At 56.5% G+C, this 21,636-nt stretch carries 20 protein-coding genes; 10 read left to right on the top strand and 10 right to left on the bottom strand.

The genetic code is table 11. From position 1 onward, the window contains the following. The first annotated feature begins 223 nt into the window (after nt 1-223). From ACFPU0_RS04680 to ACFPU0_RS04700, 5 genes are all read left to right on the top strand, one after another. Complete coding sequence (locus tag ACFPU0_RS04680) at nt 224-844, top strand: hypothetical protein (RefSeq protein WP_377691620.1); 621 nt, start codon at nt 224-226, stop codon at nt 842-844. Next, complete coding sequence (locus ACFPU0_RS04685; RefSeq protein ID WP_377691621.1) at nt 837-1,949, top strand: ImmA/IrrE family metallo-endopeptidase; 1,113 nt, start codon at nt 837-839, stop codon at nt 1,947-1,949. Before ACFPU0_RS04680 ends, ACFPU0_RS04685 begins: the two co-directional genes overlap by 8 nt. A gap of 154 nt (nt 1,950-2,103) precedes the next feature. Continuing rightward, a complete protein-coding gene (locus ACFPU0_RS04690) occupies nt 2,104-2,532 on the top strand; it encodes an antitoxin Xre-like helix-turn-helix domain-containing protein (RefSeq protein ID WP_377691622.1) in 429 nt (142 codons plus the stop codon). Nucleotides 2,533-2,599: 67 nt separating this feature from the next. Further along, a complete protein-coding gene (locus ACFPU0_RS04695) occupies nt 2,600-3,049 on the top strand; it encodes a hypothetical protein (protein WP_377691623.1) in 450 nt (149 codons plus the stop codon). Nucleotides 3,050-3,196: 147 nt separating this feature from the next. Next, complete coding sequence (locus tag ACFPU0_RS04700) at nt 3,197-3,784, top strand: HAD domain-containing protein (RefSeq protein WP_377691624.1); 588 nt, start codon at nt 3,197-3,199, stop codon at nt 3,782-3,784. 15 nt (nt 3,785-3,799) lie between these two features. On the opposite strand, the gene ACFPU0_RS04705 is transcribed toward ACFPU0_RS04700, so the two are convergent. Continuing rightward, a complete protein-coding gene (locus ACFPU0_RS04705; RefSeq protein ID WP_377691625.1) occupies nt 3,800-4,672 on the bottom strand; it encodes an OST-HTH/LOTUS domain-containing protein in 873 nt (290 codons plus the stop codon). A gap of 488 nt (nt 4,673-5,160) precedes the next feature. On the opposite strand from ACFPU0_RS04705, the gene ACFPU0_RS04710 reads away from it, so the two are divergent. From ACFPU0_RS04710 to ACFPU0_RS04725, 4 genes are all read left to right on the top strand, one after another. Next, nucleotides 5,161-6,321, top strand: a complete 1,161-nt coding sequence (locus ACFPU0_RS04710) for a dsDNA nuclease domain-containing protein (RefSeq protein WP_377691626.1) — start codon at nt 5,161-5,163, stop codon at nt 6,319-6,321. Further along, on the top strand, nt 6,318-6,794 hold the full coding sequence (locus ACFPU0_RS04715) for a hypothetical protein (RefSeq protein WP_377691627.1): 477 nt from the start codon (nt 6,318-6,320) through the stop codon (nt 6,792-6,794). The genes ACFPU0_RS04710 and ACFPU0_RS04715 overlap by 4 nt, the downstream gene beginning before the upstream one ends. Continuing rightward, nucleotides 6,791-8,563 carry a hypothetical protein gene (locus ACFPU0_RS04720; RefSeq protein ID WP_377691628.1) on the top strand — a complete coding sequence of 591 codons (1,773 nt, stop codon included), beginning with the start codon at nt 6,791-6,793 and terminating at the stop codon, nt 8,561-8,563. Before ACFPU0_RS04715 ends, ACFPU0_RS04720 begins: the two co-directional genes overlap by 4 nt. A gap of 122 nt (nt 8,564-8,685) precedes the next feature. Then, nucleotides 8,686-9,042, top strand: coding sequence for a histone-like nucleoid-structuring protein, MvaT/MvaU family (locus ACFPU0_RS04725; protein ID WP_377691629.1), 357 nt, complete (start codon nt 8,686-8,688; stop codon nt 9,040-9,042). A 543-nt stretch (nt 9,043-9,585) separates the two neighbouring features. On the opposite strand, the gene ACFPU0_RS04730 is transcribed toward ACFPU0_RS04725, so the two are convergent. The 9 genes from ACFPU0_RS04730 to ACFPU0_RS04770 form a co-directional block, all read right to left on the bottom strand. Beyond that, a complete protein-coding gene (locus ACFPU0_RS04730; protein WP_377691630.1) occupies nt 9,586-10,860 on the bottom strand; it encodes a Y-family DNA polymerase in 1,275 nt (424 codons plus the stop codon). After that, entirely contained in the window at nt 10,847-11,287 is a 441-nt protein-coding gene (locus tag ACFPU0_RS04735; protein ID WP_377691631.1) for a LexA family protein, read from the bottom strand. The genes ACFPU0_RS04730 and ACFPU0_RS04735 overlap by 14 nt, the downstream gene beginning before the upstream one ends. A gap of 364 nt (nt 11,288-11,651) precedes the next feature. Continuing rightward, nucleotides 11,652-12,686 (bottom strand): ABC transporter substrate-binding protein, encoded by a 1,035-nt coding sequence (locus ACFPU0_RS04740; protein ID WP_377691632.1) that lies wholly within the window; start codon nt 12,684-12,686, stop codon nt 11,652-11,654. A 51-nt stretch (nt 12,687-12,737) separates the two neighbouring features. Then, nucleotides 12,738-14,627: a methyl-accepting chemotaxis protein gene (locus ACFPU0_RS04745; RefSeq protein WP_377691633.1), complete on the bottom strand. Its 1,890-nt coding sequence runs from the start codon at nt 14,625-14,627 to the stop codon at nt 12,738-12,740. 156 nt (nt 14,628-14,783) lie between these two features. Beyond that, nucleotides 14,784-16,028 carry an aspartate aminotransferase family protein gene (locus ACFPU0_RS04750; protein ID WP_377691634.1) on the bottom strand — a complete coding sequence of 415 codons (1,245 nt, stop codon included), beginning with the start codon at nt 16,026-16,028 and terminating at the stop codon, nt 14,784-14,786. Between the two features lie 104 nt (nt 16,029-16,132). Next, complete coding sequence (locus ACFPU0_RS04755; protein WP_377691635.1) at nt 16,133-16,957, bottom strand: ABC transporter permease; 825 nt, start codon at nt 16,955-16,957, stop codon at nt 16,133-16,135. A gap of 5 nt (nt 16,958-16,962) precedes the next feature. After that, the gene (locus tag ACFPU0_RS04760; RefSeq protein WP_377691811.1) at nt 16,963-18,210 is read right to left on the bottom strand and encodes an ABC transporter permease; all 1,248 of its coding nucleotides are present in this window, start codon (nt 18,208-18,210) and stop codon (nt 16,963-16,965) included. A 23-nt stretch (nt 18,211-18,233) separates the two neighbouring features. Beyond that, a complete protein-coding gene (locus tag ACFPU0_RS04765) occupies nt 18,234-19,313 on the bottom strand; it encodes an ABC transporter ATP-binding protein (RefSeq protein WP_377691636.1) in 1,080 nt (359 codons plus the stop codon). Nucleotides 19,314-19,502: 189 nt separating this feature from the next. Then, on the bottom strand, nt 19,503-20,555 hold the full coding sequence (locus ACFPU0_RS04770) for a polyamine ABC transporter substrate-binding protein (RefSeq protein WP_377691637.1): 1,053 nt from the start codon (nt 20,553-20,555) through the stop codon (nt 19,503-19,505). Between the two features lie 469 nt (nt 20,556-21,024). Between ACFPU0_RS04770 and ACFPU0_RS04775 the strand changes: the two genes are divergently transcribed. After that, complete coding sequence (locus tag ACFPU0_RS04775; protein ID WP_377691812.1) at nt 21,025-21,630, top strand: cupin domain-containing protein; 606 nt, start codon at nt 21,025-21,027, stop codon at nt 21,628-21,630. The last annotated feature ends 6 nt before the right edge of the window (nt 21,631-21,636 follow it).

Consider the following 21,636-nt stretch of genomic DNA (forward strand, 5'->3'; position numbering starts at 1 on the left):
CCACTGGGGGCAGGCGACGGTAAAAACCCAGGTACCCATTCGCAAGTCGACAGAGGGACAGCAAGGCATCTCTCTTTGGCCAAATCTCGTCCTTATCGGCGTGCGCAGCAAAGAGAATTTGCTCCAGGCTAGTCGCCGTGGATTGAGTTGACATAACTTAGGATTTGCACAAAAATCACGGTTGACAGTACTCGTGATTTGCACCCTTTTGTGGAGAGAATCGATGCCCCAATCCAAGCATCCAAGCGAACTGGAGCCAAGGCTCAAGCCGGAGTATCTCGACTTGGTCTGCAACAACGCTCTGAGCGCAGCCTATGCAGCGCTGGAGGCCGCCTCCACCGAAGATGACACCAACTGGACGGTGGGAACACTGACTTATGGTCGGGTACAGGGGCGCTTCATCCACATGCATCACGACCCTGAATTGCCGTGGTTTCAGCTGGCTAACAAGACCATGGATTACACCACCAGCGTGAATGGGGTGCTGTTGCAAGTGGTGATGGACGATCCGAATGTGCGTAAGAAGTCGCATCGGCTTGAAGCCAACCGTGTTGAGCTGTACCAGGCCAGCCTACTAGGCCCGGCTTGTGACCAGAACGTCACTTGGCGCCTCTATGTCGACAGCGATGGCAACCCCGACGGGCCGACCCTCACCGCGTCCATGGTGGGTTTTGATACCAACCGCAACGTTGTATGCCAGTGGGTTCATAACTACGTGCCTCTCGTATCTGTTCGTACGACTGCATACCCGCAGGAAGTCGAGATCGAGGATCCAATGCCGACTCGCAGGAAGAAGGACACCGACTTGGGCGAGTCTCGAGATGTTGATGCGCTAGATGAATGACAGCACAGGTTTTTTGCCGCTAGGCGATGAGTTTTCGCCTGACAAGCTCAGGCTCGCTAGGTGCGCCGCTGGGAAGTCCCTGGCGGACATCGGCGAGCTGCTGGGCGTGACGCGTCAGTACGCCCATAAGCTTGAAGTGAATGCGATTCCATCGCCCGCTCAGCTCAAGCAACTTTCCGAAATTCTGAGTGTAGGAGAGAGCTTTTTCTTTTCACCCCGCCGCAGCTCCGTCGAGTTGGAGCAATGCCATTTCCGAAGCCTCAGGGCCTCAACTCTGACCCTCAAGAAGACCATTGCGGCGCAGGTTGAGATGTTCGAACTGCTGGTCGATGAGTTGGACAAGGAGGTTGCCTTTCCAGCAGTCAGCTTCAACACTTTCGACGAACCGATTGATAGCCTGAGCAGGATTGAACAGGCTGCCGAAAGGTTTCGTCGCGAGCAGGGGCTTGGGCTTGGCCCCATTTCGAGCGTGACGAAGCTGGCCGAGAAGATCGGCGTGTTGGTGGTCGACTTAGCGGAGGCAGACGAAAGGGTGGATGCCTTTTCGCTGTTCAATAAGCACCCCCTGATCGTTCGCAGCACGGCCAAGGCAAGCCCAGGTCGTCAGCGATTCGATCTGGCACATGAGCTCGGGCATCTGATCATGCATCAGGGTATCGAGACTGGCTGCCGGCTGACAGAGGATCAGGCCAATCAGTTCGCCAGTGCATTGCTGATGCCTCGGGCAAGCTTCGCTGCTGAGTTCCCTCCTATGCGCGGCCGTTACCTCAATTGGCAGGCGCTCAAGGAGATGAAGCTCCGGTGGAAGGTCAGCTTTAAGGCGTTGATCTACCGTGCGCAAACCTTGGATTTGCTCACGGCTGAGCAGGCCAAGTCTGGGTTCACGTATCTCAATCGCAAAGGCTTCACCAAGCATGAGGAGTTCGACGAACTGATTCCCATGGAAGCCCCGGCGCTGGTTCAGCGAGCCATCAATCTTCTGGATTACAGTATCTGGAGGCGGGTGCTGAAGGACTCGGGCCTCACTTCGAAAATGGTGACAGAGCTGTACCTACTCGATGTGCCGGTCTCCCCACTTCGTCTGGTAGGAAGCGAATCCGCATAGGATCGCGGACACTGGTGCTGACACCCGTCAGGCGTAATTGAAAGCCGAGGCTAGTTCGACGGGGAGGCTTCGTCCCCACGGCCCAGTTCACTTTGCGGGCAACTCTACGTACCCTGACTAAGTGTTATCCCAGCACCTCAGCGCAGTGTGATCGATGAGTTCAGCTCGGCCCACCACTCCCCGTGTACTGCACCTGTCCGACCTTCCTCCGCGAGGTTTAGTGTTGGTGGACGCGGTGCAGTCGGGATTCCCGGTCGACTGGGTCGACGAGATTGCTGTTCGGCTGAGTCTGTCCAGGCGGGCTTTGGCGCCTTACCTAGGTTTCTCGGAGTCCACCCTCCACCGGCGAATGTCGCAGGGGCGGTTAACTACAGCTGAGAGCGACCGGCTGTATCGCCTGGCCTCCACGCTGGATCAATGCACTGCGCTATTTGAAGGTAACGCTGAAGCCGCCGCCGTGTGGATGCTTCGGCCTCAATTTGGCCTTGGTGGCCATCGACCTATCGAACTCCTATCCACCCACACCGGCACTGAACTGGTCACCGACCTTATATGCCGTTTGGAGCACGGCATCGTAGCCTGAGCTGGAAGCCCGGATCAGTCGCCCGTGAGCTCGGTATTTGTCGCTGCTTACGTTTGCAGAGGAAGTCATGCGGACGCTGTACTTGGATACTGAGTTCACCAGCCTGACGCTCGACCGGAAGCTCATCTCGCTCGCACTGGTCGCGGAAGATGGCGGGGAGTTCTACGTGGAACTCCTAGACGGCTGGTCAGAGGTGGATTGTAGTGAGTTCACCCGCACCACGGTCTTGCCGCAGCTTCGGCTCGACGAGCACGGCGTGACGCGAGACGCTGCCTCGTCCATGTTGCAGCGGTTTCTCGCCGAACAAGGGCCCGTTGAGATCGCGGGTGATGCACTTAGGTGGGACTGGCCCCTGCTCATTGAACTGGCGGGGGCATCCGGGCTGCCTGACAACGTGCTCGGCTGTCGTGAGGTCGAGCCTGCCGAAGACGTGGATGAAGGCGACCTGGATGTCATGCCTCATCACGCACTGCTGGATGCCAGGATTATCTGCCGGCTTGCCCGGAAACCCTTCTGACCGTGCATCAAGCAACGCACTTGCGCCTGCTTGTTGGTTACTCTGAGACGAAGCCACAGCAGTCCAGGCCTGGCTGCATTGTCCTGGCCTACCTCTAGATCAGCAAAGTGAGTAGCCGCCCCTCGCACCAATATGGCAGGAGCCCGAATGTCCGACTTTCACTCTCGCAATGCAGCCGGCCAGACTGTCTCCGAGCGACTCGGGCAACTGGTCGAGCAAGAGCGGCCCAGCCGGCTGCGCGAGTATGACCGTGTACTTTTCCTCGATTTTGACGGAGTGCTGCATCCAGACGCTGTTTACCGCACGAAGCATGGTCTCGAACTACGAGCACCAGGCCGACTGCTCATGCACGCTAATGTGCTGGCCAAGATCCTCACGGACTTTCCTGACGTGTGCATCTCCCTGAGCACCTCCTGGGTAAGGTCATTCGGCTTTCGCCGTGCAAGAGCGGCACTCCCACCTGAGCTTCAGGTTCGGACGGTATCGGCGACGTGGCACTCATCAATGCCGCAAGCGCCGCTCCAGGGATACGACCTGCAATCGCGCTACGAACAAATTTGCAGGGCGGTAGCCGCCGCCCGGCTGACAAGCTGGTTGGCAATCGACGACGATCCTGAAGGAAGCTGGCCGGCACACGATGCTCACTTGGTGCGCTGCGACTCTCAGATCGGTCTCGGCGATCCGCAGGTACAAGTTGCGCTGTATGACAGGCTCAAGCAGATCACGAAGGGGTAAGTCGGACTGGCCTGGCTAGCTTCCAGAGAGCTGTGGCTTGCTGCGATACCAGAGCACGGATTCACCGGCTGATTGCTCTCGGCGCCGCTCTGTCTGGAAGAGCTTCGACTCATGCACGACTTGGCGCCAAGTCGCGCAGCCGTACTTTCTCGGCGTCAGCCCCTCGTTCCTCTGTTCAATGTGGCGAATCGCATCCGTCAGCCGCGTCCATCCGTTGCTGGCGCAGGCCCGCTCGGCGTTCTGCAACCACTGCACAATGGTCGTCGCTGGCCAGTGCATGGGGGCGTCGCCCGGCATGATGCCGTAGACGAGCATGTCACTGCCCGCCTCTGAGGCGAGGAAGGCCCCCACCTCCTGGCGGACTTCATCCATTGCCTTGGCCATGGCGCGGAGTTCGCGATCCTGCGTCTCGATTTCGGCGAAGGCTGCGTCCAGATGAGCGATGGCCGCCGCGCAACCATCGAGACTGAACACGTCGAAGCGCTCCATGAAGTGATGCACGAGCTCATTCCGAAGAGCGACCAAGCTCGTGAGCGCGTCTTTCAGGCTGGCGTGGTCATCACTCGCCAATTGAACGCCCCAGGACATGCGGAAATAGGATCGCGCGGGATCACCGGGGAGATCCTCTGGGGTGTCCTCTTCTTCAACAGGGCGAACGTAGGATCCGACGAAGTCGCTAACGAGTTGGCCCAATGTTTTGTTGGCAAAGGTCTTCTTGCGCTTTTCCAAGTTGGCCGACAGCTCCTCGGCTGGGCCCTCAAGGCTGCTGTAGCTCAGCATGGCCTTGGTCAGGAGTTCTAGCTGCTGGAGGCGGAGGATGCACCGCCCCATTTTTTGGCTGACCACTCCCTGAAGCTGCGGGAGTTGCTCGTCTGATTGCTCGTCCAATGCTAGTTTCCCCTCATGCCAAGCGACCCATGGACGGATTGATTCTAATGTTTCTGGCACACACTACGGATGGGCGTCGCATCTCAGCTACCTGCGATGAACCATCCAGCGGGGTGGACGGTGGCCCAACCGCCTTCCGTGAGGAACGCGAAGAGATTAAGCTTGACGATGGCGTTATGCCGCCATCCTGCGCAATAGGAAGACTACCGGAATCTACCGGTGTAGGTAATACAGGGAGTTGTCATGGAGACTTGCTTACATGCAGCACTTGGCTGGGTAGCTTGTTCGCCAGCAATCAATTTAGGGTTTTTCCGACACCTAATCGAAAACTCTAATTTCAAGCTTGCAAATAGAAAGCAAGCATTTTTCCTTCCTGCACTTTTGTTTAAAAAAGTTCTGCCGATCAGAACGAGCCTGCTTTTTGCCGACTCAAATAATAACTGAACACTCCTCACCCTTGCGGTGTGGAAGTAGTCGTTGAGCACTATATGAAATTACATGAAGTAGAACCTCGAGAGCAGGCCGGCAGGGACACAATTAATCGCTTTCGCGCGCAGTTCAGAGCAGCGACCATAGAGAGCCTCGCACTCTTGGAAAACAAAGAGATCGAGCGAATCTACTGTGATTATCATGAGGACTACGTTGTTAAGTACATAATAAACGAGAAGTCTAAGTATCGCTTCGTTCAGGTCAAGACTAAATCAAAATTAAACCATTGCTACACGATACTCGAGATATTTGGGCTAAAGAAAAGATCCCGCACTGCACAAAAGCACGATCTTCCGGGAAGTTTTGCTGGGAAACTTCTTCTTCATATAGAAAACTTTGCCGACACCTGTCACTCAATCGAGATAAAAACAAACGTAAACTTCGATGACGAGGTGGAAGGCATAATTAATGATATTCAAAGCAAAGGCCCGCTCGGCGCGCATACAAGCGTGTTAATCAAAGAAACACAGAAACTGATACCTACGCTTGCGGGGAAAAGTGAAGCCGAGATACTTGATTTTCTTTCCCATCTCAATCTAGAGCCTAGACAACAAATATTAAATGAGCACGACGACCTGTTCGTGTCGATGGCCGCAAACCAGATTTTCAAATTCAGCGAAGTTCACTTGACCCCCGATGAAGTCAAGAAGATTATCGTTCGACTTCTTTCAGCTATCGAAGAAAAATCAGCGATAGTGTTTCATGGAGAAATTACTGAAGCAGAGCTCAACGAGCAAGCAAGCATCTGTATAGACGATGTCTTGGAAGTACTCTCCATCTCCAAGTCAACCTACGAAATCCTTCGGGCCGGCGGAGATGACAAGGCGATCAAGTCGGCCTCTATACTTAAAAGAACCCTGACGAAATCAGGTTTCTCTCCTATGACTGTAGATACCTTCGCCGGCTACAAGTGTCAGTGGGAGGCCTGGTATCGTAAATTTCGTCATGAAATCCCTGATTTTGTAATGACTATTGCCATTGAATTGGTAATTCAGCGCGCCCGGAAGTTGGCATGGGGTCAAATTCAAACCTCAGAAATTACAACTGAAGTTAAAGAGTTACAAGTCGAGCTCTGCAAGCAGCTGGGACGCTCCGACATTACCGACGAGCTTACTTTTGGAGCAATGCTGTCTGAGTTGGTAAGAGGGGAAGCAACTTGAACTTTATTGAAGCTATAGAATTGGCATCCAATGAAGCGCCTCGCATCATTGCACGCAACGCTCCTCGTTCGCGAAAGGATGTCTTGCAAAATGAAAGTCTATTTCACATGCCTCTCATCGCTCTAACTATTTTAATGCTATCAAAAGGAAAGGCAAAACCCCGGCTAGACGAAATTGGAATGTTAGTAGGGGTGTGCTTCGAAAGAAGCCTGGCAACATTTAATGGTTCCAGTCAGGAGCTGGGCTGGTCGGCCAATCTTCGGATTCGCACTGTTAAAGCTCTTACGTTTCTTGAGGCCGCTGACCTTGTCACCACTAACAAAAGCACGTCCAGGCTCGAAGCTACGGATAATGGCAAGAAAATTATAGACAGCATCATCAGGGAAGAGACCAAATTGTGTGTCTGCCTCTTGTCGATCCAAAGAGCTTATAGAAACGTATGTAAAGAGCGCGCGGCAGAGGCGAAGCTATGAGATTTGAAACGCTGGAAATAATCGCTAACGGCGCAACTGGCTGGTGTTCAGGAAAGCTAGTGTTCGGCCAAGTTATTACTCAACTTTACGCCACCAATGAGAGTGGGAAGACCCCACTTATAATGTCAGTCCTGTTCTGTTTGGGAATGGACGCAAAGTTCAGAGCTGACATTGTGAAGAACTGCAAATCAGCTTGCCTAACCGTAACCATCGAGGATAGACAGATAAGTTTCGAGCGAATAATTGGCGAGCGATTCGACATAACAGTTCGTGAAAATACCAAGACTATCAATCGCTTCTACAATGACGAAGATTTCTCCAGGTATCTTTTCAGGTTGTTAGATATCAGAACTGATAGACTGATTACTTCCAATGGCTTGCCGACAGCGCCCTACTTCTCCACCCTTATCCCCTTATTTTACTTGGATCAAGATCACGGGTATTCCGAGTTTTACTCACCACGGCAAAGCTTTATCAAAGATCAATATTCTGAAATGGTTAGATTGGTAAACGATCTTCCACCGCAAAACCTCTACGACAAAAAAAGAAAGGGTATCGATCTGCAAAAAGAGGTTAATTACCTTGACAGCACCATTGTTTCCAGCCGAAAGCTGTTGGAGAGGCTACAGCAAGACTTACCCATACCTGTGCGAAAAGTCGAGGCGGTTGAGCAACAGCTTGAAAGGGCGAAGTCTAGGCTTGAATCCCTAAAAAATACTAAAAATCTAAAGAGTGAAGCCATTTCCGGACTCGACGAACTGATTTCAGTGCAGAAACACCAGTACCGAGAGCTAAGCAACGAAGAAATTAAGCTAGAGTCCAAAATCCGTAGCTCCAGGTTGATCAGAGAGGAAATAGAAAGCGAAATTGAAACTCTGAATTTAAACGAGGAAGCCAGGCGCGCTTTTATATCATTCTCCGAACTCTGCAAAACCCCTAATTGTGGAATGTTCATGGCTAGTGCTGAATCTTACGGCAAGAGCCTGCTCTACCTTAAAGACCAGATCAAGGACTTGGAAATCGCTACCGCTGCAAACATGCAGGCCGCCGAGCAGGTTTTGATCTTCAAAACTATTCTAAAGAAGCAAATTGAAGAGCTTACTAATAAGAGAGTGCTCGCCGAAAGAGAGTCCGGGGTCGACGCCTTCATTGAAGCCATAAGCGCCACAACTACGGAAATATTCGAACTGCAACTCGAAAAAGGAAAGCTGAAGAAGCTTGAAGATCAAAGCAGCCAGCATGCCGGTTTGCTTGAGAAGCGAGAGCGTGCACTTTCGTTACTGGAGTCAACGCAAAAGTCGACCGAGCAACCGGTTGATGTGCTTAATTTTAGAATAAAATTATCCGAAACCATGACTAAATGGCTTGGCGTGCTACATGCACGGAATATACCAAGGCAAATCAAGATCGATTCTGGTCTGAAACCAATTATGGGAGAAGAAAAGCTCGAGCTTTTCAAGGGAAGTTCCAAATCTAGAACAGTCTTGGCATATCATGCAGCACTTTTTGAGATCTGCGTGAGCGATCCAAAATCTCCTTATAGGGCACTTATCCTGGATACGCCAAAGCAGCAAGACATCCCAGACGAGCACTTGGATGCCTTCGTCAAAGAGCTGAAGTCGCTGGCCGCGAAGAATAATGCGCAGGTTATTTTCTCCACCTCAAGCTACCGATATGAAATAGAGGGGAGATATGATCGCGAATGGCTGCCGAGCTTTGGTGAAGATGCAGATCCCATGTATCTCGGCCACCCTCAGCTAAAAGCCTGACTTGATCATGTGCCTGGCTTACTACCGTCCGCCGATGAAACTAAAGAATGGTTGTAGCCATAACTCTCTAGAATTGCTAACGTTGGTGAACGTCCTCGCTTTCTTTGTCAACCGAGATCAACATGAGTAAACTCGCAGAATTCAAACGTCTTGAAGCCGAGCTCGCCGAGCAACTGGCCGCGCTGAACAATCTAAAGAACGATGCTGAACTGAAGCGCGAAATCGAGTTTGAATCCAAACTCCGCGCGCTTCTGGATGAGTATGGCCTTGGGCTGAAAGCGGTGATCAACATCCTCGATCCCGAGCCGGTCAAGGCTGCACGCCCGGCACAGGCGGCCAAACGTCGTGAGCGCGAGGTGAAGCGGTTCAAGAACCCGCACACTGGTGAAGTCGTAGAAACCAAAGGCGGCAACCACAAGGTGCTGAATGCCTGGAAGGCCGAGTACGGCGCCGATGCTGTGAAGACCTGGCTCCAGTAAATGGGTCAGTGGCGGCCCAGGTGCTCATTCCAGGGCCGCCAAAGTCAGGAGGCAAGCTCGTTTAGTAGGTTGGAATATCCGGGGAAACAGGTACTCCAGCCGACTCATCGAGCAACTGGTTCGAAGCGACTTAAGTCTGGATCACCTTCATCGAATAGCGAGCTAACCACTCGCTCGCGCCTCAACCCCGCAAGCGTTCTAAAAAAACAGCCCTCACATAACCTGATCTCATACCGCTCGCCTGTGTGTGCTGAGCCACTTTCCCAGTGTGCGCACAGTGAGCCGAATTGTGGCCTCCTTCCCCCAGCGAATGTGCTTTCGCCGCATACGTCACATGAGGCTTCGACTCGCTTCAATTTGTTCTCGGTCATCTGCACCTCTCTCTAGCCGTACCGTCGTTCTGCCCCCCCACTACCAGTTGCCATGCTAATCAAGTAGGAGCAGACGTCGGGCAGCCAAAACAGTTATTGCCCCACCAAAACGCTTAAAACCAGCATGAATTCCACCAAAATGATTATTCATTTCTCCTAGCTCAAACTGGCATCACACGACAGTCCACAACTGATCGAGCTTGGTGGTATAGCTCTGGCTCATCAGCTCTCGCCGCATGCCCCAATCCGGCGAAACGGGTACACCTCCAGGGCGCAGTGTTCCCTTGCCCCAGCGTGCATTGATCGTATCCATCACTGCCATTGCTTTCGTGGCCCGCTCGGATTGAACCGGTGCGAATAGATCGCCGGTGAACTCTCCTGGCTGCCGAAGATCGAGCAACAGCACCTCGGCCTTGCTGTAAGCGAAACCCTCTCGATAGATCAGCTCCAGCCCTTCGCCGGCAGCCTTCGTGATCAGCCGTGTGTCGTCGGTCGGGTAGGGCAACTCGATGCTCACGCCCTTGGCGAACTTAGGCTCATCGGGATTGAACATGCCGGTGCGGATGCTCACCCGTACCTGTTTGCAGACTGAGCCTTGGGCGCGAAGTTTCTCGCAGGCCCGCGCCGTATAGGTGGCCACTGCTTCGCGAATCGGCTGAAGGTCACGAAGACGCTTACCGAACATGCGACTGCAACAGATCTCCTGCTTCGGTGGTGCAGCGTCCTCCAGCTCAAGACAGGCGACTCCCCGCAATTCGCGGGAGGTCTTCTCCACGACCACATTGAATTTCTGCCGGAGCAACGCCGGATCGGCTTGGGCTAGATCCCAAGCTGTCGTGATGTTCATGGCATTGAGGTGCCCGGTCATGCGCCGCCCGATGCCCCACACCTGGCCCACCTCGCAAGCTTTCAGCAGTCGATCCCGACGCTCAGGATCGCGAATGTCCAACACACCTCCTGTTTGCCGCTGCCATTTCTTCGCGCCGTGATTGGCCAGTTTGGCCAGGGTTTTCGAAGTGCCGATGCCCACCCCGACTGGAATGCCGGTGCAACGCAGCACCCTAGCCCGCATCTCACGGCCTAAGCGCACGAGGTCGCCAGGGATGCCGGACAGGTCGGCGAAGCACTCATCGATGCTGTACACCTCGGTGGCAGGTGCCATCTCCTCAAGGATTGCCATCACCCTGTCGCTCATATCGCCGTAGAGGGCGTAGTTGCTCGAGAACGCCAAGATGCCGTGTTTACGGAGCTTGTGCTTGATCTGAAAGTACGGTTCCCCCATCTCCACGAAAGGTTTTGCGCAAGCGCTCCGGGCAATCACGCAGCCGTCGTTGTTGGAGAGGACGACGATGGGCGTGCGCGCCAAATCAGGTCGAAACACCCGTTCGCAGCTCGCGTAGAACGAGTTGCAGTCGATCAGGGCAATGGCCCGTTCAGCGCTGGCCATGGCACCGGATGCTGTAGCCAACAACGCCCCAGATCAGCAGCTCATCGCCCTCCAGGATGTAGCGCGGCGCGTACTTCGGGTTCTCCGGGCGCAACGACACTTGCTTCGGCCAGCTATCGTCGAGGTGGAGCCGCTTCACCGTCGGCTCGCCGTTCACCGCCGCCACAACGATCTCGCCAGATACAGCCTCTTTGGAGCGGTTCACCACCATGAGGTCGCCGTCGTAAATGCCGGCGCCGATCATGCTGTCTCCGCCGGCACGAACGAGGTAGGTATGTGGCGCACGTATCTCCAAAATCTCGTCCAAGGAAATAGTCCGCTCCAGATGGTCTTGTGCCGGTGAAGGAAAGCCAGCAGGCACACGAAACGAGAAGAGCGGATGCCGAAGGTTACGGGCTACGAGCCGCGCAACAACGTCAAAGGCCATAGGATTTGTCCGATTACTGTATTTATATACAGTAATAGACGATAGACCTTTCCGACAACGGGACGCCTGACGAATGGGATTGGCTTGAGTAGGAGCGCGGGGAGAAGGTACCGGAGAATGCAGGCACCTCCGGTACCAGGATCACCATTGCAGTCGCGGATGGCGACTACCGGCTTTCCAGATTGGTCTTGCGACCTGACTGAAGAAACCTGACTTGCTTTGTGGGCGTATCAGGTGCCTTTGCTGACGCAAAGGGTGCTGCGCTTCCCGCAACCACTGAGTTTGCCGACACAAGACGGCTGCGGGAGAGCGCATGCTCGGATTGCAGGCCGGTTCTGCCAGCCTGCGGGATTGGGTAGTGAGGCTAACTCCCCGCCCACTCCTCGAATCGCAGCTCCAGTTCCGCGCCGTGCTTGGCCCAGAACTCAGCGTTCATAGGGACTGAACCAGCCAGGTTGGCGGGGGCGGTGGGAAGCGTCTCGAGGATGTCCGACCGGATCAGAGGGATGGCCTTGTTGTTCACCGGGCTGTAGGAAATACCTTCGGCAAAGTTCTTCTGGGGCTCGGGCTGGCTGGCGAACCCAATGAACCGGCGCGCGAGATCACCTTTCCAGGAACCCTTCGGCACCGCCCAGTAATCGAAGTCGTAGATGCTGCCGTTCCAAACCATCTGAATCGAAGGCTGCTCTTGCCTGGCAATGGAGATCCTGCCGTTGTAGGCAACGGTCATCGTGACCTTGCCATCCTTCAGGGCCCGGACGGGCTCCGCGCCTGCCTTCCACCAGTAAATATTGTTCTTGAGCTGCTCCAGCTTTCGGAAGGCCCGTTCCACGCCGTCTGGCTTCTCCAGCACGCGATACACGTCGGCGGGTGCCACGCCGTCAGCCATCAGGGCGAACTCCAGGTTGTACTTGGCGCCCCACCGCATGCCGCGCTTGCCAGGATAGGAGCGGGTATCCCAGAAATCCGCCCAACCGGCAGGTGCCGACTTCAGTCGGGACGAATCGAACGCCAGGACGGTTGACCAGATGAATGCACCGATGCCGCACGGTTGAATTGCACCTGGGACAAAGTCGGCAGAGTTCTCGACCACGTTGGGGGTCAGCGGCTCGAAGACTCCCTCCTGGCAACCTCTGGCCAACTCAGGCGCCTCGACCTCAACTACGTCCCAAGTGACGTGGCTGATATCGATCATGTGCTTCAGCTTCTCCAAATCGCCGTTGTAGGAGCCGTGCACGACCCCAGTGCCTGTTTCGGCCTTGAACGGCTTGAAGAATGCTTCCTTCTGAACGTCCTTGTTGACCCCGCCGAACGTAATCACGGTGAGGTAGTCAGCTGAAGCCTGGGAGGCCAGCAGCATCAGTGTGATACCAAGAGCACCCTTCAAATCCTGGAACATGGTTGTAACCCCTTCAGAGACGTTGCGTCGAAATGGAGCCACGGTGATCCTTCAGATCCGGAAGCCGCCGACCAATTGTTGGAGTCGGGCTGCCTGCCGATCCAGGTCGGAGCACGCTTTCAAGGTGGCTTGCAGATTCTCCACGCCGGACTGGTTCAGAGTGTTGATCTCGGTGATGTCGACGTTTAGGGACTCGACCACCGCAGTCTGTTCCTCGGTAGCGGTCGCTACCGATTGGTTCATGCCATCGATCTCGGCTATCCGATGCGTCACGCTGCCGAGGCGGTCGCCGGCCTGGTTGGCAATCAGCACACTCTCCTCGCTATGACGTTGGCTTTCCGTCATCGTCACCACCGCTTCGCGCGCACCGACTTGCAGCTCCTCGATCATGCGATGGATCTCCTGCGCAGACTGCTGGGTGCGGTGGGCCAGGCTCCGAACCTCGTCGGCGACCACCGCAAATCCGCGTCCTGCTTCACCAGCGCGCGCCGCTTCAATCGCCGCGTTCAGGGCCAAGAGATTGGTCTGCTCCGAAATGCCCTTAATGACTTCCAGGATCTGACCGATGTTCACGGTCTTGCTGTTGAGGGTCTCGATGATGCTGCAAGAAGAGCTGATCTTCTCCGAGAGCTCACTCATCGCCTTCATGGTGTGCTCGACGACTCGCCGGCCCTCGTCCGTCTGTGACCGGGCGTTCGAGGCTTGCTGAGAGGCATCCGCCGCGTTTCGTGCGATCTCCTGCGCGGCAGCACCAAGCTCGTTGATGGCCGCCGCGACACTGTTGGTGCGTGTGGCCTGTTCGTCCGAGTTCGTGAGCGAAGAGTTGGACGCCGCGAGCACATGTTGCGCGACCAGGGAGACACCGTCGGTGGCTGTGGAAACCTCTCGAATCGAGCTGTGCACACGCTCGACGAAGCGGTTGAAGGATTGCGCCAATTCACCGAACTCATCACGCGACTTCAACGCCAGGCGCTTGGTCAGGTCGCCCTCGCCATCGGCGATGTCCCGCATGGTCGAGCTCATGTCGCGCAGAGGCTGAAGCAGGTAGCGAATGAGTAGGCCAAGCAGCACGACTATCAGGCTGACCGAGAAGGCGACCGCCACGATGGCCGAGTAGCGGAAGTCATTCAGCGCGGCGTAGGCCCCCTCCTTGTCGATTGAGAGCCCGATGTACCAGTTGACCGAAGGTAATCCATCGATCTTGGTGAAGGTGATTACACGGGTCGAGCCGTTGAGCTCTACCTCACTGAACTGTTGGCTAAGGGCGGGTGTCCGCTGCGGGTAAATCTCGGCCAGCGATTTCATCACCTGGTCTTTCTCCGGACTGACCAAGACCTTGCCATCGCCACTGACGAGGAAGGCATAACCCAAACCTCCCAGGTCGAGGGAGTTCACGATCTTCACCAAGGCCTCGAGACTCAGGTCGCCGCCACCTGCGCCGATGAGTCGGCCGTCGTGTCGTACCGGTGCAATGATCGAAACCACCAAGGCGTTGGTTGCCAGATCGATGTAGGGCTCAGTTAGCGTTGTGCCGCCGGCCGCTACTGCGTTCTTGTACCAGGGGCGCACGCGCGGGTCGTAGCCATCCGGCATATCCGAGGGCGGGTTGGTACGGAACGAACCATCCTCTCCACCGAGGGAGGTGAGATTGAAGGTCTTGCTCAGAGAGGCAGCGGCCAACACGGCGTCGACATGCTCGGGACTTGGATCAAGCTCGATGTTCTGAATCATCGTCTCGATTGCGAGAATCCTGCCCCCCATCCAGCTCTGTATATTGCTGGCGATCACCTGCCCGATGTCGCGAAGGTGGGCCTCGGTGTTCTGCTTTGTCGTCGAGCGAAGCAGCGAGTCGTTGTAGAGGGCGAACACTGCAAAGATGGTGAGCACAACTACCAGGGCCGCCAGCAAAATCTTCTGGCTGAACTTCAGGCTCTTGTTCATCAGGGTCTTCCTGTCCTGTCGCGGGTACAGCTCAGTTCGACTGAGCCCATAAGCACGCTCTCCGGAGTCAACGCGAGGCAGTTGATCGGCGTCTGGGCGTCATCGGTGTGCGGGCAAAAAAAGGGAGGCCATTGGCCTCCCAAACGTGGAGGGTGATTAGCGAGCGAAGTCCTTGGCGACTTCCTTAACGGCCACCTCGAAAGCAGCCTTCATTTCCTGGATGACCTCGTCGGTATGCTCGAACGAGATGTAGATGCGGCCATAGGGCGACGGCATGATCAGGACGCCAGCCTTGCGCAGCGCCAGATGCAGAGCCTTGGTGAAGCTCGAATCGGCAATCTTCGCCGCCTCGGCGTAGCTGGTGGGCGCTTTGTCGCTCAGCCACATACCGAAGACGTTGCCGTAGCCCGTCGTGGTGAGTACCAGACCATTGGCCTTGAAGATCGCTTCAATCGATTTGCGCAGCTCGTTACCCCGAGCAATCAGCACTTCGTAGTCGGCCTTGTCGAGTTGAGTCAGGGTGCTGGTAACCGCTGCACACGCCAGCGGGTTGCCACTGAAGGTGCCGCCGCGCTGCACGCGGCCCGCTTCGAAGCCGGCGAGGATGGCGGGCTTACCCAGGACGGCGGAAACCGGGACACCGTTTCCGATGGCCTTGCCCACGGTAGCCAAGTCAGGATCCAGGCCTTCGCGCAGACTAGCGAGACCGGCGTGGACGCGGAACCCCATCAGCACTTCATCGCAGATCACCAGGGCGCCGTGTTTATGCGCAACGTCCTGAACGTGCTTCAGGTAGCCCGGCGCGGCCATGATGCAACCAGCATTGGCCAGCATCGGTTCCATCAGCACGGCTGCGATGTCGTTGTTCTCGGCGAACAGCCGCTCGACGTCCTCGAAGTCATTGAAGCGCAGCAGCGTAGTGCGCTCGGACGTCGGGCGCTGGTTGGGATCGAATTCCGCCTCCTTGGAATGGACGTTGCCGAAGCTGACTTCGTCAAACCAACCATCGAAGCCGGCGGCCATCTTGGCGATCTTGGGTTTGCCGGTGTAGGCCCGGGCAGCACGGCAAGCCAGGTGCACGGCCTCACTGCCCGAGTTGGTGAAGATGACCTTCTCCAACGCCCCGGTGTGCGAGGCCAGTGCAGTGGCAGCACCGTGCTCACGAACGTGAGCCCACGAAGGCGCGGCAGCATCATTCAATGCCTTGGTGACTTCGGCGATCACCTGATCATTGGAGTGCCCGACCAGAACAGCACCGAAACCGAGGGCAGTATCGATGTACTTGCGGCCATGCTCGTCCCACAGGTAGGCACCTTTGCCGTGGCTGATGAACAGCTTCTCGCCGTTGAGATCCGGCAGGATGCGCGCTGCGCTCGATACGTCTCCAACTAAGTTAGGCATACAAGACTCCAGAATTTCAGAAAAGATTGTTTCACGCTGAGCACGGCTCAGCGACGAGCAAAGAGCGGACACTGGAGGGCGCTCCGGGAGCGCCCGGAGCCGTCTTATTTTTGTCCTAACTTCAGGCGTTCACTGCGGCGACGAAGCAACTCGATTGTCAGCAGCATGAGCACCGAGATGATGACCATGATGGTCGCCACGGCGGCGATGTTCGGGCTGATGTTTTCCCGAATGCCGGCGAACATTTGCAGGGGCAGGGTTCTCTGCACCGGGCTGGCCATGAAGAGGGTCACCACCACCTCGTCGAAGGAGGTGGCGAAGGCGAACAGCGCGCCCGAAATCACCCCCGGCGCAATCAGCGGCAGCACCACCTTGAAGAACACTGTCAGCGGCGGCGCGCCCAGGCTGGCAGCTGCGCGACTGAGGTTGGTGTTGAAGCCCTGGAGCGTAGCCGTCACGGTGATCACCACAAAGGGCACACCGAGCATGCCGTGCGCGAGGATCAGGCCGAAGTAGCTATTGAGCAGGTTCAGCTTCGCGAAGAAGAAGTACAGGCCGACAGCGACGATGATCAGCGGCACGATCATGGGCGAGATGATGAAGGCCATCACGATGTTCTTGCCGGGGAACTCCCCACGGCACAGCCCGACCGCCGCAGTGGTGCCGAGCACCATCGCCAGCAAGGTTGCGCCGGGAGCGATGATGAAGCTGTTCTTGAACGCCTGGCGCCACTCTGCCGAATTCGCGAGTTCCTCGTACCAACGGAACGAGAAGCCATCCATGGGGTAGGTCAGAAACGAACTCGAGTTGAACGACAGCGGCACAATGACCAGGATTGGTACGATCAGGAAGGCCAGGATCAGGATGCAGGAAGCGACCAGGCCGAACCGTACGAGCTTCTCTACCGGGGATGCATAGGGTTGCAGCATCTGGATTACCTCCTCACCGAGTTGGGACTAGTGGCGACGAGCTTCCCGTACACCATGTAGAGCAAGAGGGTTGCGATCAGCAGCAGGCTGCCCAGTGCTGAGGCCATTCCCCAGTTGACGGTCTTGTTCGTGTAGAAGGCGACGAAGTAGCTCACCATCTGGTCGGCTGCACCGCCCACCAGCGCGGGGGTGACGTAATAGCCAATGGCGAGGATGAAGGTCAGCAATCCACCTGCGGCCAGGCCTGCCAGGGTCTGCGGAATGTAGATCCGCCAGAAGGCCACAAACGGATGGGCACCGAGTGAAACAGCAGCGCGCACATAGCTCGGCGGGATGCTCTTCATGACGCTATAGAGCGGCAGGATCATGAAGGGCAGCAGCACATGGGTCATCGCAATGACGACGCCGGTACGGTTGAACACGAGTTGGATTGGCTCATCCACGATGCCAAGGAGCATCAGCGAGCGATTGATCAGGCCGTCCGATTGCAGCAGAACGATCCACGCGGCTGTCCGCACAATCAGTGACGTCCAGAACGGCAGCAATACGAGAATCATCAGCAGATTGCTCTTCCCCTCAGGCATGTTCGCCAGCCAGTAGGCCACCGGGAATCCGAGGAGGACGCAAAGTACGGTGACGATGCCGCCGATGTAGAAGGTGCGCGCGAAGATATCCAGGTAGATCGCCTGGTTGGCGTCCGCCTTGACCAGTTTGTCTTGGGCGGGATCGATACGGTGATCCAAGGCAGCAAGCAGGTACAGCGAAGTCGTGGGGGACGCAGCCTGCTTGAGCGCACGCCAATAGGTGACATCGCCCCATGCCTTGTCGATCCCAATCAAGGCGTCTCGCTGGCCCGTGGTGTGCGTCTCGGGCAGTTTGCGCACGGTCTTGGTGATGACGTTGCGGAAGCCGTTGACTTCATAATTCAGGCGCTTGGAGAGGGCACCGATCTGGCCGGCCTCCTTGGCGTTACGCAGGTCGCTCACCAGGGTGGTGAACAGAGCCTCGTCAGGAACCGACGCACCGTCCCATGTCTGGAGAGCCACTGCCGTGTCAGGTAGCGCAGTGTTCACCTCGGGGTTGTCGACGCTGCGGGTCAGCATGGTGCCAATCGGAAAGGCGAAGCAGACCAGGACGAACAGGAACAAGGGAGCGATCAGTGCAATCGACTTCAGCTTGTAGTTGCGCTCGGCCCTTCTCAGTTTTGCTTTCAAGCTGCCGGTCTCGAGTTCTGCCGGCATGGCAGCAGTAATTGTCTGGCTCATGGTCGGTATCCTCAGTGCTCGGTGGCATCGAGGGCCCGGACATGTTCGGGCGCCCAGGACAAGCCGATCAGACTGCCGACAGTCCAGCTGCTATCCATTTGCGCAGCGGGCAGCTTGATCATGAAGTTGGACTGTCCGGCGACCTCCGTGATCATGCGAACGTGGTCGCCGAGGTAGATGTACTCCTGAATTCGCGCAGTCAGTTGAGCACCGGAGAAAGGACGCACCTGCACGCGCTCCGGGCGGATGCACAGCGCCACTTTGTGACCGGTCGGAACCGGCACCACGGAGAGTGCCTGGATGATGGAACCGTCACCCAGGCGCACATGGCAGTGCTCCCCGTTCGCGGATTCCAGCGTGCCCATAAGCGAGTTGTTCTCACCGATGAAACGCGCCACGAAGGAGTTGTTTGGCGATTCGTAGATGGTGGCTGGGTTATCGATCTGCTGGATCACGCCATCATTGAATACGGCGACGCGATCCGACATGGTCAGCGCTTCGCTCTGGTCGTGGGTGACGTACACCACGGTCAGGCCGAGCTCTTTGTGCAGATGCTTGATCTCCAGCTGCATGTGCTCGCGCAACTGCTTGTCCAGCGCTCCCAGTGGCTCGTCCATCAATACCAGCTTGGGCTCGAACACCAAGGCTCGTGCGAGGGCCACCCGCTGCTGCTGGCCACCCGACATCTGCGCCGGATAGCGCTTGGCCAGGTCGTTCAACTTCACCATCGACAGCGCGCGACGGACTTTCTCGGCGCTTTCGAGCCGATTCATCTTGCGCACCGAGAGGGGGAACGCCAGGTTCTCTTCGACGGTCATGTGCGGGAACAGGGCGTAGTTCTGGAACACCATGCCGATGTCACGCTTGTGCGGCGGCAGGTTATGCAGAGGTTTGTCCTTCAGCAGGATCTCGCCCTGCGTCGGGGTTTCGAAGCCGGCCAGCATCATCAGGCTGGTAGTCTTGCCCGAGCCGGACGGGCCCAGCAGCGTGACGAACTCACCTTCCTTGATGTCCAGGTTGAGATTTTTTACGACCAGTTTTTCACCGTCGTAAGTTTTTTGAATATTTCGGAAGCTGACCAGATTGTTCACAAGGCAACCCTCATTCTTTGAATAGGCGCGAGGCCTTTCACTCAACCAACCTGCCTATTCATGCGAAATGAAGAAGCAATACGTTGTCGCCCGACCGCTGTAGGAGCCGCCGGCGTGGTGGTGTCGTAGGAGGTGAATCACTCGACTCCAGCACCTGAAGTCGAGTGATCAGTCGGGACGTGCTAGCTGTTAGTTCTGCGCGATCCAGGCGTTGAAGCGCTCGGTCAATGACTCAACGTTCTCTACCCAGAACTCGGTATCCAGCGGGAGGGCTTCCGCCATGTTCTTCGGATCGGTCGGCAGCTCGGCCTTGAGTTCAGCCGCTACCAGGTCGTTGGCGTGCTTGTTGGTCAGACCGTACGCGATGTACTGCGGCAGCTTGGCTTGGTTTTCGGGCTTGCTCGCGTAGGCGATGAAGTCCATGGCCAGGCCCTTGTTTTCGCTGCCTTTCAGGACGACCCAGGAGTCGACGGCGGAGACGCTGCCGTTCCAGACCAGCTTGAAGTTCTTGCCTTCGTTGCGGTTGAAGCCACTGATACGACCGTTGTAGGCGGAGCTCATCACCACATCCCCGGCTGACAGCATTTGCAGGGGCTGTGCACCGGCCTCCCACCAGACGATGCTTGGCTTGATCTCGTTCAGCTTGGCGAAGGCCCGGTCAACGCCTTCCGGAGTGCGAAGGACGTTGTACACCTCGCTTGGTTTCACCCCATCAGCCAGCAGGGCGAACTCCAGCGCGTATTTCGGGCCCTTGCGCAAGCCACGCTTGCCCGGGAATTTCTTCAGATCCCAGAAATCGGCCCAGGAGGTCGGGCTGGTCTTCAGGCGGTCGGCGTCATAAGCCAGGCCAGTGTTCCAGACGATGGCCCCGACACCGCATTCATTCACTGCCTCGGGGATGAAGTGGCTCTTGTCACCGATCTTGGCCCAGTCGATTTTCTCGTACAGGCCCGAGTCACAGCCCAGCGCCAGATCCTCGGCCTCGACCTCAACAACATCCCAGTTCGGGCTGCCGACGCTTACCTTGGCGTCCAGCACCCCCACGCCACCATCCCAGCTCTGATCGAGAACGGTCTTGCCGATCTGCTTACCGAAGGGCTTGAAGTAGATTTCACGCTGAGCGTCCTGGAAGTTGCCGCCCCAGGAGACGATGGTCAGATCTCGGGCAACGGCGGCTTGGGTTACAGCGGCGGACGACACAGCAATAGCAATAGCAACCAGGGTGCGGCATGAGTTGTGCATTGTTAGACCTCGACCAGGGTGGTTGGTAAGGGTGGTAAGAATTTCTACCACCGGTAAGAATTTTTACCACTCTGCGTTGAGCCCGATCAAGGTTTATTTTGTTGTGATCGCCCTACGCCGCAATCGCTATCGGTTATAAGGTAAGCGGTTGTTTTTGCTCGTCTTTTTGTTTGTACCTCTCAGCATCATCCGCCGCGCCCTTCTCAGCAGCATCACGCCAGCCTTCCCTGTCTGACCTCTCTAGCTCGGTCGTCGAAAGCCCTTCCCGCGTTACACGTGAGCACCAAGAAGAAACACGTGTTACCAGAGCGGGGCATTTCGGTGACAGATTCAGAGGGGCGCGAACGGAAATCGGCAGTCCAAAATGCTGTGTTACGATGATTTGGATTACCGCCAGTCCCCCGCAGCCCCCGCTAGAGAGGTAACAGGGACACCTGAGAGCCGTACCGAGGAAATAGACGTGACTGAGATGTCCGCAGCCGTTGAGAGAACCACGCTTGGCGTGATTGATAAGGAGCCTGAGGCCGCCCCCTCAGTTGGTCAGCGCCTGAAGACATTGCGTCAGGCACGAGGCCTCTCCCTACGGAAGCTGGCTGAACTGAGCGGCGTTTCCCATCCGAATATCTCGCTGATCGAACGCGATGGTTCGAGCCCCTCCGTCAGTATCCTGAAGCGCCTGCTGGAGCCTATGAACGTCACGTTGAGCACCTTCTTCTCGGATTCGGACGTGCTGGATCGTGCGGTGTTCTATAAGGCCAGCGACCTTGTTGAACTGGCCGATGGCAAGCTGCTTTCGTACCGCCAGGTCGGCGCCAACCTGCTGAACAGCTCCATGATGATTCTTCACGAACGCTACGCTCCGAATGCCGACACGGGTGAAGAGCTCTACGCCCACGAAGCGGAGGAAGGCGGTGTAGTTGTGAAGGGCCGCCTGGAAATGACCGTCGGAAACGAGACACGCATCCTGGAAACTGGCGACGCCTACTACTTCGACAGCCGCCTGCCCCACCGCATGAGAAATCCGTTCGACGAAGAGTGCGTTGTGGTCAGCGCCGTTTCCCCGCCGACCTTCTGATCTAGC

This window comes from Pseudomonas sp. GCM10022186, assembly GCF_042656385.1.
Classification (GTDB): domain Bacteria; phylum Pseudomonadota; class Gammaproteobacteria; order Pseudomonadales; family Pseudomonadaceae; genus Metapseudomonas.

Coding starts and splice junctions, on each gene's coding strand:
- ACFPU0_RS04745 (WP_377691633.1), bottom strand. CDS start 14,627: ATGAACAAGAGCCTGAAGTTCAGCCAGAAGATTTTGCTGGCGGCCCTG.
- ACFPU0_RS04690 (WP_377691622.1), top strand. CDS start 2,104: ATGAGTTCAGCTCGGCCCACCACTCCCCGTGTACTGCACCTGTCCGAC.
- ACFPU0_RS04740 (WP_377691632.1), bottom strand. CDS start 12,686: ATGTTCCAGGATTTGAAGGGTGCTCTTGGTATCACACTGATGCTGCTG.
- ACFPU0_RS04750 (WP_377691634.1), bottom strand. CDS start 16,028: ATGCCTAACTTAGTTGGAGACGTATCGAGCGCAGCGCGCATCCTGCCG.
- ACFPU0_RS04775 (WP_377691812.1), top strand. CDS start 21,025: ATGTCCGCAGCCGTTGAGAGAACCACGCTTGGCGTGATTGATAAGGAG.
- ACFPU0_RS04730 (WP_377691630.1), bottom strand. CDS start 10,860: ATGGCCAGCGCTGAACGGGCCATTGCCCTGATCGACTGCAACTCGTTC.
- ACFPU0_RS04685 (WP_377691621.1), top strand. CDS start 837: ATGAATGACAGCACAGGTTTTTTGCCGCTAGGCGATGAGTTTTCGCCT.
- ACFPU0_RS04735 (WP_377691631.1), bottom strand. CDS start 11,287: ATGGCCTTTGACGTTGTTGCGCGGCTCGTAGCCCGTAACCTTCGGCAT.
- ACFPU0_RS04755 (WP_377691635.1), bottom strand. CDS start 16,957: ATGCTGCAACCCTATGCATCCCCGGTAGAGAAGCTCGTACGGTTCGGC.
- ACFPU0_RS04680 (WP_377691620.1), top strand. CDS start 224: ATGCCCCAATCCAAGCATCCAAGCGAACTGGAGCCAAGGCTCAAGCCG.
- ACFPU0_RS04770 (WP_377691637.1), bottom strand. CDS start 20,555: ATGCACAACTCATGCCGCACCCTGGTTGCTATTGCTATTGCTGTGTCG.
- ACFPU0_RS04710 (WP_377691626.1), top strand. CDS start 5,161: ATGAAATTACATGAAGTAGAACCTCGAGAGCAGGCCGGCAGGGACACA.
- ACFPU0_RS04725 (WP_377691629.1), top strand. CDS start 8,686: ATGAGTAAACTCGCAGAATTCAAACGTCTTGAAGCCGAGCTCGCCGAG.
- ACFPU0_RS04695 (WP_377691623.1), top strand. CDS start 2,600: ATGCGGACGCTGTACTTGGATACTGAGTTCACCAGCCTGACGCTCGAC.
- ACFPU0_RS04700 (WP_377691624.1), top strand. CDS start 3,197: ATGTCCGACTTTCACTCTCGCAATGCAGCCGGCCAGACTGTCTCCGAG.
- ACFPU0_RS04720 (WP_377691628.1), top strand. CDS start 6,791: ATGAGATTTGAAACGCTGGAAATAATCGCTAACGGCGCAACTGGCTGG.